The 12,551-nt window shown below is 73.4% G+C and carries 12 protein-coding genes and 2 pseudogenes; 9 read left to right on the top strand and 5 right to left on the bottom strand.

Annotated features, from left to right (window positions below):
• The first annotated feature begins 6 nt into the window (after positions 1–6).
• Together OHB09_RS14260 and OHB09_RS14255 are read left to right on the top strand one after the other, a co-directional pair.
• Positions 7–882 carry a fumarylacetoacetate hydrolase family protein gene (locus tag OHB09_RS14260; protein ID WP_328918812.1) on the top strand — a complete coding sequence of 292 codons (876 nt, stop codon included), beginning with the start codon at positions 7–9 and terminating at the stop codon, positions 880–882.
• 114 nt (positions 883–996) lie between these two features.
• A complete protein-coding gene (locus OHB09_RS14255) occupies positions 997–1,422 on the top strand; it encodes a MarR family winged helix-turn-helix transcriptional regulator (protein WP_006144016.1) in 426 nt (141 codons plus the stop codon).
• A gap of 6 nt (positions 1,423–1,428) precedes the next feature.
• Here the strand turns inward: OHB09_RS14255 and OHB09_RS14250 are convergent.
• Positions 1,429–1,623: pseudogene (locus OHB09_RS14250) on the bottom strand (transposase family protein); the annotation flags it as partial.
• 340 nt (positions 1,624–1,963) lie between these two features.
• On the opposite strand from OHB09_RS14250, the gene OHB09_RS14245 reads away from it, so the two are divergent.
• The 3 genes and pseudogenes from OHB09_RS14245 to OHB09_RS14235 all read left to right on the top strand — a co-directional run.
• Positions 1,964–2,296, top strand: a complete 333-nt coding sequence (locus OHB09_RS14245; RefSeq protein ID WP_040897056.1) for a hypothetical protein — start codon at positions 1,964–1,966, stop codon at positions 2,294–2,296.
• Between the two features lie 430 nt (positions 2,297–2,726).
• Positions 2,727–3,074, top strand: coding sequence for a hypothetical protein (locus OHB09_RS14240; protein ID WP_050811350.1), 348 nt, complete (start codon positions 2,727–2,729; stop codon positions 3,072–3,074).
• A 13-nt stretch (positions 3,075–3,087) separates the two neighbouring features.
• A pseudogene (locus OHB09_RS14235) lies at positions 3,088–3,218 on the top strand (IS5/IS1182 family transposase); the annotation flags it as partial.
• 191 nt (positions 3,219–3,409) lie between these two features.
• Here the strand turns inward: OHB09_RS14235 and OHB09_RS14230 are convergent.
• Positions 3,410–4,150: an SDR family NAD(P)-dependent oxidoreductase gene (locus OHB09_RS14230; RefSeq protein WP_328918813.1), complete on the bottom strand. Its 741-nt coding sequence runs from the start codon at positions 4,148–4,150 to the stop codon at positions 3,410–3,412.
• Between the two features lie 84 nt (positions 4,151–4,234).
• Between OHB09_RS14230 and OHB09_RS14225 the strand changes: the two genes are divergently transcribed.
• The gene (locus OHB09_RS14225) at positions 4,235–4,864 is read left to right on the top strand and encodes a TetR/AcrR family transcriptional regulator (RefSeq protein WP_191889869.1); all 630 of its coding nucleotides are present in this window, start codon (positions 4,235–4,237) and stop codon (positions 4,862–4,864) included.
• A gap of 144 nt (positions 4,865–5,008) precedes the next feature.
• Here the strand turns inward: OHB09_RS14225 and serC are convergent, their stop codons facing one another.
• Together serC and OHB09_RS14215 are read right to left on the bottom strand one after the other, a co-directional pair.
• Positions 5,009–6,127 carry a phosphoserine transaminase gene (serC, locus tag OHB09_RS14220; protein ID WP_328922068.1) on the bottom strand — a complete coding sequence of 373 codons (1,119 nt, stop codon included), beginning with the start codon at positions 6,125–6,127 and terminating at the stop codon, positions 5,009–5,011.
• Positions 6,128–6,495: 368 nt separating this feature from the next.
• The gene (locus OHB09_RS14215) at positions 6,496–7,350 is read right to left on the bottom strand and encodes a helix-turn-helix transcriptional regulator (protein ID WP_328729129.1); all 855 of its coding nucleotides are present in this window, start codon (positions 7,348–7,350) and stop codon (positions 6,496–6,498) included.
• A 270-nt stretch (positions 7,351–7,620) separates the two neighbouring features.
• Here OHB09_RS14215 and OHB09_RS14210 point away from each other — a divergent pair, with 270 nt between their 5' ends.
• The 3 genes from OHB09_RS14210 (at position 7,621) to OHB09_RS14200 (ending at position 12,011) form a co-directional block, all read left to right on the top strand.
• A complete protein-coding gene (locus OHB09_RS14210) occupies positions 7,621–8,067 on the top strand; it encodes a nuclear transport factor 2 family protein (protein ID WP_100086058.1) in 447 nt (148 codons plus the stop codon).
• Positions 8,064–8,921 carry an NAD-dependent epimerase/dehydratase family protein gene (locus OHB09_RS14205; RefSeq protein ID WP_191854795.1) on the top strand — a complete coding sequence of 286 codons (858 nt, stop codon included), beginning with the start codon at positions 8,064–8,066 and terminating at the stop codon, positions 8,919–8,921. The genes OHB09_RS14210 and OHB09_RS14205 overlap by 4 nt, the downstream gene beginning before the upstream one ends.
• A gap of 69 nt (positions 8,922–8,990) precedes the next feature.
• Complete coding sequence (locus tag OHB09_RS14200) at positions 8,991–12,011, top strand: FAD-binding and (Fe-S)-binding domain-containing protein (RefSeq protein ID WP_328922067.1); 3,021 nt, start codon at positions 8,991–8,993, stop codon at positions 12,009–12,011.
• A gap of 70 nt (positions 12,012–12,081) precedes the next feature.
• Here OHB09_RS14200 and OHB09_RS14195 read toward each other — a convergent pair whose 3' ends face one another.
• Positions 12,082–12,534, bottom strand: a complete 453-nt coding sequence (locus OHB09_RS14195; protein ID WP_006144007.1) for an NUDIX hydrolase — start codon at positions 12,532–12,534, stop codon at positions 12,082–12,084.
• Positions 12,535–12,551: the final 17 nt, after the last annotated feature.

Here is a 12,551-nt window from a genome sequence, read left to right as displayed (position 1 = left end):
ACGGTCATGCGCTTCGCGACCCTCCGCATAGACGGAACCCTCACCGCCGCACGCATCGAGGGGGACCGCGCCGTCCTCCTCGACGCCGAGCACGCCGTCGAGGCCTACCTGCGGCGCGGGCGGCTGAAGGAGACCGGGGAGGTCGACGCGGGCAGCGCCCACTACGCCCGCGTCTCCCCGTCCCCGGCGCACATCCTGTGCGCCGGGCTCAACCACCGCGGCCACCTGGAGGAGCTGAAGCGCCCCGCGCCCACCTTCCCGACCCTCTTCGCCAAGTTCGCCTCCACGCTCACCGGTCCCCGCGACGTGATCGCCCTGCCGCGGGTCAGCGACCACATCGACGGGGAGGCGGAACTGGCGGTCGTCGTCGGGCGGCGCCTGCGCCGGGCCGACGTGCGCGAGGCGCGGGAGGGCATCGCCGGGTACACGGTGGCCAACGACATGTCCTTGCGGGACTGGCAGCACCGCACCACCGAGGCGCTCCAGGGCAAGGTCTTCGACCGCTCGACCCCGCTGGGCCCCGTCCTCGTCACCCCCGAGGAACTCGACGACGCCCGGGACCTCGCCGTCACCTTCACCGTCGACGGCGAGGAACGGCAGCGCGGCCGCACCAGCGAGCTGCTGTTCGGCCCGGCCGAACTGCTCGCCTACTGCAGCACCTTCCTCACCCTGGAACCCGGGGACGTCCTCCTCACCGGCGCCCCCGGCCGGACGTCCGCGGCCGACACCCCCCTCACCCCCGGCCGGACACTGGTCACGGCGGTGGAAGGCATCGGAGCGGCGATCAACCCCACCACGGCCGATCCCCTGCCCGACACCCGCGACCTGTGGCGGGAACGCCTCGCGTCCGGGCCCGGCACCCCGGCGGACGAGACCCCGTGAACCCCGGGGCAATGCGCCGTGAACCCCGGGTCGCGGGGGGGGGGGGGCCGGCACCGCATCACCCGCGACCCCTCGCACACCACACCCCCGCACGACATGCCTAGGATGCGGCCCATGGACGAGGACACCCTGGCGGAGGACCTGCGGCAGGCCATCGGAGAGCTGGTCCGCACCGTACGGGTCGCGGACACCATGCCCTTCGGCGAGGCCGCCGTCCTGGGCCACCTCGCACGCACCGGTCCGCAGACCACGGCCGAGCTGGCGCAGCGCCGGGGGGTCACCCACCAGTCGTCCGCCAAGACCGTCAAGGACCTGCGCGCCGAGGGCCTCGTCCGTACCGAGCCCCACCCCACCGACCGGCGCAAGCTCCTGGTCCACCTCACCGAGGCCGGCCGCACCCGGCTGCACGCCGCGCGCGCCCAGCGCTCCGACCGCATGGGCGCCGCCCTCGGCGAAGCACTCACCCCCGAGGAGCGGCAACTCCTGCGCGAGGCCGTCCCCCTGCTCACCCGCCTGACCGCCCACCTGCGGGAGCACTGAGCCTCTTCAGCGTTGGCGCTCCAGGGTGAGGACGGCTTTGGCGATTGACGTCATGCGGGTGGTGCTGCAGCGGGACCTGCGGAAGATCCGCCAGGACTTCAGGCGGGCCGCTCCGCGCTCAACCGGTGCCCGTGCCGCGGCCAGAGCCCGGTTGACGATCTTCTCGGTAGGGGTGAGTTCCCGCAGAGGACTGCGGCTGATGCTTCACCGACCGTCCCCGATCGGTAGCCCGCTCGAAGGAGCTCAGTGGATCCCGCTCGCACGTACACGGTCCGCGTCGAATCTCGGCACCACCGGAGAGCAGTGCGTGACCTGGGAAAGCAGACATCATGTCGGCAGTCGCGCAGGCATGCCTCGTGACACAACGAAGAACACGTTTCGACGGTGTTCGAAAGGATGGCTGGTATCTGCGGCCGGCACCTACGGTACGACGCAAAGGGGTCGACCACAGCAGGCGGCATCGGTCGACCGAGTGGCAGGTTCCCACGGGTGTCTGCTCGAACTGGCGTCGCAGTGGGGCCCCGGACAGGGGGACTTCTGAATGCAGTTTCTCAAAAAGCATGTGACTCGGACAGCTCTGGTTCTCGCCCTTGGCACTGGAATTCTCATCGGCAGCTCCAGCAGTGCTTCAGCCGCGTACTTGAGCTACAAGTGCGATGACGGGCGGGCCTGCGTGTACGACACTTTGGGGCAGGTCTGGAACATGGAACACTGTGGAAACAACCCGATCTACGGCCGCTTCAACTATGCCAAGGCCCACGGCAACACCTTCAGGGTGTGGTACCAGAACAACACTTGGGATTTCGTCTCGGCTTGGACTGAGCGCAGCCTGGACGGCGGAAACATGGTCACGCAAGTAGACGTGTATTGCTGAGCACTGGCGACAGAAGAAGCCCCCTCCAATCCTGGGCAGGGGGCCGGCTTCCTGACGGTCGAGTCCCCCTCGGCGTTCCCGGGAAAGTGCGTCGTGCTCGGCGTTCGGGTGCGTGCGTCGTGGCGGCCGCCGGGTGGGCGTACCCGGCCCCACCGGCCCGCGAAGACGGGCTTTGCTGCGTCCTGGCCGTCAAGGCCTTTTTGCTCCAGTAGGGCGATGCCGGCTCAACGCCCTCGCAGCCACGACGGGTGAGGGTCCGACTGCTCGTTTCGATGGTGTTCGAAAGGATGGCTGGTGTTCACGGGCGGCGCTACGGTACGACGCGAAGAGGTCGACCACAGCGCGTGGCATCGGTCGACCACGTAGCAGGTTCTCACGGGCGTCTGCTCGGACTGACGTCACAGTGGGCCCCGAACAAGGAGGCTTCTGGATGCAGTTGCTCAAGAAGCACGTGACCCGTATTGCTGTGGCCCTCGCCCTCGGTACCGGCACGCTCATCGGCGGCTCCGGCACTGCTTCAGCTGCCGACGTCCATCCCCAGTACTGGAACTACAAATGTGATTACGGACGGGCCTGCATATACTCGATCTCCGGACAGGTCTGGAATGCGGACCAATGTGGAGTGAACCCTGTCAACGGCGTCTACAACTATGCCAAGGCCCATGGCAACAGCTTCAGGGTGTGGTATCAGGACTGGACGTGGGACGTGGTCACGGCATGGAGCGAGCGGACCCTGGACGGCGGCAATGTGGTCACGGAAGTGCAAGTGTATTGCTGAGCGTTGACGACAAAGCACCGCACGAGCGCCGGTCGAGCGCGGAGTGGCCTGCCTGAAGTCCGGATCTTCCGCAGGTCCCGCTGCAGCCCCACCCGCATGACGTCAATCGCCAAGGCCGTCCTCACCCTGGAGCCGCACCGCTGAAGAAGCTCACTGAGCGGGGTCCGGCCGAGGGGCTGCCCCGGCCGGCGACCCGAAGGTCATGCGAATACGTCGAAGCACCCCAGGCAGAACGAGATCGCTGCCGCCGCCAGGAGGAGAAAAAGCCGCGACGTGGCCGCAAGCCACCATCCGCAATGTGAGCGATACCCCGCCGATCGAGGCATCTTTCCGAGTCAGGCCCGCGTGTAGCCGCCGTCCGCGAAGAGTTCGGCGCCGGTGACGAAGGAGGAGGCGTCGGAGGCGAGGAAGAGGGCGGCGTCGGCGATCTCGGCGGGGTCGGCGAGGCGGCCGAGGGGGACCGTGGCCTCGGCGAAGCCGTCGGCGGCCTCGGGGCCGACGGCGCCCAGGAGGGCGGGGGTGCGGGTGGGGCCGGGGCTGAGGAGGTTGACGCGGAAGCGGCGCTCGCGTGACTGCCGGGCCCAGCTGTGCACGAGGTTGGTCAGCGCCGCCTTGGACGCGCTGTAGATCTCCAGGTCCCCGTTGGGCCGCGCGCTGTTGCTGGAGCCGACGACGAGGACGGAGGCGTTCTCGGTCAGCAACGGGAGCGCCTTCTGGACCGTGAACAGGGTGCCCTTGACGTTGACGGAGAGCATCAGGTCGACGTCCGCCTCGGTGTGGTCGCCGAGCGAGGCGGGCACGCCGACTCCCGCGTTGGCCACCAGGACGTCGACCCGGCCGGCCTCCTCGCGGACCCGCGCGTAGAGCGCGTCCAGGTCGGCGAGGTCCGCGACGTCGGCCCGTACGCCGGTGGCGGCGGGGCCGATCTCCTTGACCGCGACCTCGAGGCGGTCGGTGTCCCGGCCGGTCACGAAGACGCGGGCGCCCTCCTGGGCGAAGCGGTGGGCGACGGCGAGCCCGATCCCGCTGGTCCCTCCGGTGATCACGGCGACCTTGTCCTGCAGTACGCCAGGCATGGCGAACCCCTTCGGTTGTGGAATGGATCGTCCACAACCTAGGCCGTTCTGGACGGTCGAGTCAAGAATGGGTATCCTGGCGACATGGCGAGACCACGCTCGTTCGACGAACGCGAAGTCCTGGAGCGGGCCCGGGAGCAGTTCTGGGCCTCCGGCTACGCGGGCACGCGGATGGACGACATCGCGCGGGCCACCGGCCTGGGCAAGGGCAGCCTCTACGGAGCCTTCGGCGACAAGGGCGCGCTCTTCCAGCGGGTCTTCGGCGACTGGTGCGCCACCGTCGTCGAGGTGGCCGAACGGTTCCTGGCGGGCGGCCCGGACGCGGAGGCCCTGGACCGGATCGCGGCGTACGTCCGGCTGATGGCGGAGAACACCGCCGCCGACACCGAGCGCCGCGGGTGCCTGATGGCCAAGGGCACGGCGGAGCTGGCCGAGCAGGACCCGGCGGTCGCCGCACGGGCCGCCACGACCATGTCCGCCCTGCTGGCCCTGCTGCGCACCGAGATCGCCGCCGCCCAGCGCCACGGCGACATCGACCCCGGAGCGGACCCGGAGCGGCTGGCCGCGCTGCTGCTGACGGTGGTGCGCGGCATCGAGGCGGTGGGCAAGGCGGGACTTGCCCCGGAGACGGTGCGGACCGTCGCCGACACCGCGCTGGCGGTCCTGCCCCGGCCCGCGAGGCGGAGCCCTTCCTCTACCGGGCGGGACGCCTGACCCGTCGACGCCGGAACCCGCCGGGGGTGGTGGCCGCACGGCGCACGCGGGGTGCGCGGCCCGCGTACGGCGAAGGGCGCCCGGTGGGTACCGGGCGCCCTTCGATGTCGTCCTCGCGCGGGCCCGTGCGGGCCCCGGAGGTGACTAGAGCTTCTCGATCACGTAGTCGACGCACTTCGTGAGCGCCTCGACGTCCGTCGGGTCGATCGCCGGGAACATCGCGACGCGGAGCTGGTTGCGGCCCAGCTTGCGGTAGGGCTCGGTGTCGACGATGCCGTTGGCGCGCAGGGCCTTGGCGACGGCCGCCGCGTCGATGTCCTCATCGAAGTCGATCGTGCCGATGACCTGCGAGCGCTTGGCCGGGTCGGTGACGAACGGGGTCGCGTACTTGGCGTCCTCGGCCCAGCCGTAGAGGCGGCTCGAGGAGTCCTTCGTGCGGGCCGTGGCCCAGTCCAGGCCGCCCTGGCCGTTGATCCACTCGAGCTGCTGGTTGAGCAGGAACAGCGTGGCCAGCGCGGGGGTGTTGTACGTCTGGTTCTTCAGCGAGTTGTCGATCGCCGTGGGCAGCGAGAAGAACTCCGGGACGTGGCGGCCCGAGGCGTGGACACGCGCCGCGCGCTCCAGCGCGGCGGGGGAGAACACACCGATCCACAGGCCGCCGTCGGAGGCGAAGGACTTCTGCGGGGCGAAGTAGTAGACGTCCGTCTCGGACACGTCCACCGGGAGGCCGCCGGCGCCGCTCGTGGCGTCCACCAGGACCAGCGCGCCCTCGTCCGCGCCCGCGACCCGCTTGATCGGCATCGCGACACCGGTGGAGGTCTCGTTGTGCGTGAACGCGTACACGTCCACGCCCTCCTCCGCCTTCGGCTCCGGGTGGGTGCCCGGGTCGGAGGCGATCACGGTGGGCTCGGCGAGCCAGGGGGCGAGCTTGGCCGCCTTGGCGAACTTGGAGCTGAACTCGCCGAAGTTGAGGTGCTGCGACTTGTTCTCGATCAGGCCGTGGGTCGCGATGTCCCAGAAGGCCGTGGAGCCGCCGTTGCCCAGGATCACCTCGTAGCCCTCGGGCAGGGAGAACAGCTCGCGGACGCCCTCACGGACCTGGCCGACCAGGTTCTTGACCGGGGCCTGGCGGTGGGAGGTGCCGAGCAGGGAGGTGCCGGTGGCGGCGAGGGCGTCGAGCGCCTCGACCCGCACCTTGGAGGGACCGGCGCCGAAGCGTCCGTCGGTGGGCTTGATGTCTGCGGGAATCTCGATATCGGCCACGGGGGGAGGTTAGCCCGTCGGGGAAACGGGGGCGAAACGTGTTCCGTCGGGTGAGACGGGCGCCCCGGGGATTCACCCGGGCGTGCGCCGAGGGCTTCGTACGGGTGTGCGGAGGCGGGGGTTCCGCGCGGGGTCCGGGCCCGCATGCGGGGGGCGCAGGCGGGCTCCGGGGGGCGCGGTCACGTGGTGCGCGAGGCGCGCTCTCGTGGCGTCGTGGCGTACGGGGGCGCGGGCGGCGGCGGGGGTGCGCTCGTGGTGTCGGGGTGGCGGGCGGCGGTGGGGGGTGCGCTCGTGACGTACGAGGGCGCGGGCGGCGGTAGGGGGTGCGCTCACGGCGCAGGGGTGGTGGGCAGCGGTACGGGGCGCGCTCACGGCGCCGGGGCGGCGGCCGCGCACAGCCGGTCCAGCGCGGCCGCGCTCGCGCTGCCCGGCTCGGCGCTGTACAGCACGAGGCGCAGCTCGGTGCCCGGCACCAGCAGGGTCTGGACCTCCAGGTCCAGCTCGCCCAGCTCCGGGTGGCGCAGGCGCTTGCGCAGGGCCGGCACGGGGTCCACCGCGTGGCTGCGCCAGCCGGTGAGGAAGTCCGCGTCGTGCGCGGCGTACTCGTTGACGAGTTCCCCCAGCGCGCGGTCGCCCGGCAGCCTGGCACTGGCAGCCCGCAGATGGGCGGCGGACTGCCGGGCGAAGTCGCCCTCGGCGCCCTCGGCGGCCGAGCAGAGGGTGCCGCCCAGCCGTACGGCGAGGCGCACGACGTTGCGCTCGGGGACGGGGAGCCGTCCGAAGTCGGTGATCAGCGCGGTCGCGGCGGTGTTCCAGGCGAGGATGTTCTCGCGTTCGTCGACCAGGTAGGCGGGCAGCGGACCGAGCCGGTGCAGCAGCCGGAGGGCGGCCTCGGGCACGGGCGGGCGCACCGCCTCCTCGTCCGTGCGGGGCGGGATCTGCCCGGCCAGCCGCGCCAGGTGCTCGCGCTCGGCGGCGGTGAGCCGCAGCGCCGTGCCCAGCGCGGTCAGCACCTGCGGCGAGGGGCGCGGGGCGCGGGCCTGCTCCAGCCGCTCGTAGTAGCTGGTGGACATCCCCGCGAGGGCGGCCACCTCCTCCCGGCGCAGCCCGGGAGTGCGCCGGGCGTGCCGGCCGTGCGGGTGGACGGCGCCGGCCGGCATCCGGTCCGGGTGCAGGGCCTCGCGCCGTCGGCGCAGGAAGTCGGCGAGTTCTCTCCTGCTCACCCGGGTGCCTCCGCCCGGGCCGCTCAGGCCGCCGGGGCCACTGGGGCCGCTCGGGCTGTTCGGGCCGTTCGGGCTGTTCGGACCGCTCATGCCGTCACCCTCGCACAGCGGCCTCCCGCTCTGCCACGGACCGCTGGTCCGGGGCAGAGCACGACGTTCCCCGGGCGGCGCCGGTCGCCCACGCTGAGGTGGTCGACCCCGTTCCGCCGAACACGGAACGACCCCGTGGACCACCGGGACCACCGGGACCACCGAACGCTGGAGACCCACGTGCCCTCACGCACACCCGAAGAGACCTTCCGCCGGCTGCTCGACCTGCTGCGGGCGAAGGACATGGACGCCCTCGCCGACCTGTGGGCCGAGGACGGCACCGCCGACTTCCCCTTCGCCGCGGGCGACTCGCCGCGCCGGCTTCAGGGGCGCGAGGCCGTCCGGAAGTACCTGGCCGGCTACCCGGACCTCGTGGACGTGCGGGAGATCCCGGCCGTCACCGTGCTCCGCACGGACGACCCGGACACCGTCGTCGTGGAGTTCACCGCCACCGGCCGCACGGTCGCCACCGGCGAGCCCTACCGGCTCGACTACATCACCGTGGTCACCACCCACGAGGGCCTGATCACGCACTACCGGGACTACTGGAGCCCGCTGGCCGCCGCCTCGGCGGCCGGCACCCTGCCCGCACTGCTCGGCGCGCTGCGCACGGAGGACGCCCGATGAACGCCGTACTGATCACCGGAGGCACCGGCAAGACCGGCGGCGCGCTCACCGCCCTCCTGCGGGAGCGCGGCGAGCCGGTCCGGGTGGCGAGCCGCACCCCGGCCGCCGGGGACCCGGAGGCCGTCCGCTTCGACTGGGCCGACCCGGCCACCCACGCGGCCGCGCTGCACGGCGCCGACCGGGTCTACCTGGTGCCGCCCGTGAACGCCCTGGACCCGCTGCCGCTGGTCGAACCGTTCCTGGCCGAGGCCGACCGGACCGGCGTGCGCCGGGTGGTGCTGCTCGCCTCGGCCCTCGTCTTCCCCGGCTCCGAGGGCGCCCTGGAACTGGCCGAGCGGATACGGGCCAGGCCCGGCGGGGTGGTGCTGCGCGCCTCCGGGTTCATGCAGAACTTCCTCGCCCCGCACCCGATGGGGGAACGCATCCTGCGGCACGGCGACATCCGCACCGCCTCGGGGGACGGCCGGGTCGGCTGGATCGACGCGCGGGACATCGCGGCGGCCGCCGCCGCGGTCCTGACCGCGCCCGAGGAGGACGCCCACGGACACGGCGAGGAGCGCAGCGACCACCTGCTCACCGGGCCGGCGGCCCTGAGCTACCGGGACGCGGCCGCAACCCTCACCCGGCACACCGGCCGCACGGTCCGGGTCGTGCCCGTGGAGCCGGAGGACGTGGCGGACATCTACCGGGCGGCCGGTCTGCCCGACACGTTCGCGGCCTCCCTCGCCGCCGTGGACGCCAACATCCGCATCGGCCGCGACGACCGGGTGAGCACCGCCGTGCTGGACCTGACCGGCCGCCCGCCCCGCACCTTCGCCGAGTTCGTCCGGGACCACACCGCCCACTACCGGTGAGCCCGCCCGACGGTGAGCCCGGAAAGTGATGGAGGCGTCACTGTCAGTGGTTGATGGCATGGTGGGGGCATGAGGGATCACGGGGAGTCCGGGGCGGCGGGGCCGCCCTCCGAGGCCGTGCGGGAGGCGCTGCGCGGGGCGGTGCGCGGCGAGGTCGCCTTCGGCACGACCGCACGCGCGCTGCACACCATGGACGCGTCCAACTACCGGCGCGTCCCCCTCGGCGTCGTCGCCCCGCGCGACGCCGAGGACGTGGCGGCGGCGCTGGCGGTGTGCCGGGAACTGGGGGTGCCGGTCGTGCCGCGCGGCGGGGGCACGTCCATCGCCGGGCAGGCCACCGGCACCGGCGTCGTCCTGGACTTCACCCGCCACATGAACCGCCTCCTCGACCTGGACCCGGCCGCCCGCACGGCCGTCGTCCAGCCCGGACTGGTCCTCGACCGGCTCCAGGAGGCCGCCGCCCCGCACGGCCTGCGCTTCGGCCCCGACCCCTCCACGCACGGCCGCTGCACCCTCGGCGGCATGATCGGGAACAACTCCTGCGGCTCCCACTCGGTCGCCTGGGGCACCACCGCCGACAACGTGGGAGAGCTGTCCGTCCTCACCGCGCGCGGCGCGCGGCTGACGGCGGGCCGGGACTGGCGGGGCGCGCCGGAGGGCCTGCGGGCCCTGGTGGAGGGCGAGTCGGCGCGGCTGCGCACCGGCTTCCCCGAGCTGCCGCGCCGCATCTCCGGATACGCGCTCGACGCGCTGCTGCCCGAGAAGGGCGCCGACGTGGCCCGCTCGCTGTGCGGCTCGGAAGGCACCCTCGGGGTGCTCACCGAGGCGGTGGTACGGCTGGTCGAGGCGCCCCGGGCGCGGGCGCTGGCCGTGCTCGGGTACGCCGACGAGAGCGCGGCCGCCCACGCGGCGGCCGGGCTGCTGCCGTACGGGCCGCTCACCGTGGAGGGCATGGCCGCCGACCTCGTGCCCGGCACGGCGGGGCTCCCCCGGGGCGGCGCCTGGCTGTTCGTGGAGACCGGAGGCGACAGCACGGCGGAGGCGGACGCGCGGGCGCGGGCCCTCGTGCGCGCCGCCGACGTCACCGACGCCGTCGTCGTCACCGACCCGGCGGGGCAGCGCACGCTGTGGCGGATCCGCGAGGACGCCTCCGGCACGGCCACCCGGATGCCCGACGGCGGGGGAGAGGCCTGGCCCGGCTGGGAGGACTGCGCGGTGCCGCCCGCGCGGCTGGGGGAGTACCTGAAGGACTTCCGGCGGCTGCTCACCGCCCACGGCCTGCGCGGCACGCCCTACGGGCACTTCGGCGACGGCTGCATCCACGTCCGCATCGACTTCGACCTGCTCACACCGGACGGCATCGCGCGCTTCCGGCGCTTCTCCGAGGAACTGGCCGCACTCGTCGTGGCGCACGGCGGCTCGCTGTCGGGGGAGCACGGCGACGGACAGGCCCGCGCCGAGCTGCTGCCCGCCATGTACGGACCGGAACTGGTGGAGCTGTTCGCCCGCGCCAAGGCCGTCTGGGACCCGGACGACCTGCTCAACCCCGGCATGCTGGTCCGCCCCCACCGGCTCGACGAGAACCTGCGGTTCGCGGTGCTGCCGCGCCGCCCGGTGGACGTCGCCTTCGGCTACCCGGCGGACGGCGGGGACTTCTCGGCGGCGGTGCGCCGGTGCGTCGGCGTCGCCAAGTGCCGCACCACCGAGGCCGGTACGGGCGTCATGTGCCCCTCCTTCCGGGCCACGGGGGAGGAGGAGCACTCCACGCGCGGCCGGGCCCGGCTGCTGCACGAGATGCTGGCGGGCGAGGTGGTCACCGAGGGCTGGCGCTCCCCCGAGGTCCGCGAGGCACTCGACCTGTGCCTGTCCTGCAAGGGCTGCCGCAGCGACTGCCCCGTCGGCGTCGACATGGCCACGTACAAGGCGGAGTTCCTGCACCACCACTACGAGGGGCGCCGCCGCCCCGCCGCGCACTACGCGATGGGGTGGCTGCCGGTGTGGCTGCGCTGGGTGGCACGCACCCGGACGGCGGGGCCGCTCAACGCGCTGGCGGCGGTCGGCCCCCTGGCACGGCTGGCCGAGCGGCTCGGCGGGATCGCACGGGAACGGGAGCTGCCCCGGGTGGCCCGGGAGCCGTTCACCCGCTGGTGGAAGCGCCGCATACGCGCGCGGGGAACGGCCGGACCGGGAGGCGGTGCCGGTGGCGGGCCGACGGTGGTGCTGTGGCCGGACACCTTCACCGAGCACCTGTCGCCCTCGGTGGGCCGGGCGGCCGTACGGGTGCTGGAGGCGGCGGGTCTGCGGGTGCTGCCGCCGCCCACGCTGAGGCTGCCCGCGCGGCGCGTCGGGGACGGCAGGTCACGGTCGGCCGCCGCACTCCTCACCGCCCGCCGCGCCCGGGTCTGCTGCGGCCTGACCTACGTGTCCACCGGGCAGCTCGACCGGGCCCGGACGGTACTGCGCCGCACCCTGGACCTGATGGCGCCGGTGCTGGAGACGTCCGCGCCGGTCCTCGTGCTGGAGCCGAGCTGCGCGGCCGCACTCCGCACCGACCTGCCGGAACTGCTGCACGAGGACCCCCGGGCGGCGCTCCTGGCCGCCCGGGTGCGCACCTTCGCCGAGACCCTGGAGGAGTACGCCCCGCACTGGACGCCACCCGCCGTGGACCGCCCGGTCACCGGCCAGACCCACTGCCACCAGCACGCGGTCCTCGGCGACGCGGCCGAGCGCCGGCTGCGCGAAGCCGCCGGGCTCACCGGCGAACTGAGCGGCGGCTGCTGCGGCCTCGCGGGCAACTTCGGCTTCGAGGAGGGCCACTACGAGGTCTCCGCCGCCTGCGCCGAGGAGCAACTGCTCCCGGCGGTCCGGGAGGCGGCCCCGGGGACGGTGATCCTGGCGGACGGCTTCTCGTGCCGGACGCAGCTCGAACAGCTCGCGGGAGTGCGGGGACGGCATCTGGCGGAGGTGCTGGCGGCCGCGCTGGACGATGCCGGGAGGGGCGCCGGGCAGGACGCCGGGAAGGCTGCCGGGAAGGACGCCGTGGAGAAGGCCGTGGAGGACACCGTGGAGGACGCTCCGGACGGCGAGTGAGCGAGGCCCCGGGTGCGCCCGCGCCCGCCGCCGTTCTCGCACCCACCGCCGCTCAGAAGCCCTCCGCCGCTCAGGGGGTCGTCGCGCCCCGCGCCAGCGCGTGGCACACCGGCTGGACCCGCTCGGGCAGTTCGTCCGGCGGGCACCAGCGGGCCTCCAGGATCTCCGTGGGGTCGAGCCGCAGCTCGCCGCCCAGGAGCCGGGCCTCGTAGGCCACTTCGAGACGGTGGCGCAGGCCGCTGTTCAGCATCACCAGGCGGCCCGCCGCCACGTCGAGGCCGGTCTCCTCCTTCACCTCGCGCACCACGGTCGCACGGAAGTCCTCGCCCCTGCGGGCGAATCCGCTCGGCATGCCCCAGGGGCGGGACGGCGACCACATGCGGTGCCGCAGCATCAGCACCCGCCCCTCCTCGTCGCGCACGACACCGGTCACGCCGACCACGAACTTGGCGTTCAGGAGCCACATGACGCGGCTCTGCACGGGACGCAGCAGTCGCCAGAGCCGGGCAAGGAGTCGTCGCACGGGACCTCGAAGGGGGT

This window comes from Streptomyces griseoaurantiacus (assembly GCF_036189845.1).
In the GTDB taxonomy this organism is placed as follows: Bacteria; Actinomycetota; Actinomycetes; order Streptomycetales; family Streptomycetaceae; genus Streptomyces; species Streptomyces griseoaurantiacus.
Note: the sequence above shows the minus strand (reverse complement) of the source record. Positions and strands in the feature narration are given on the sequence as shown.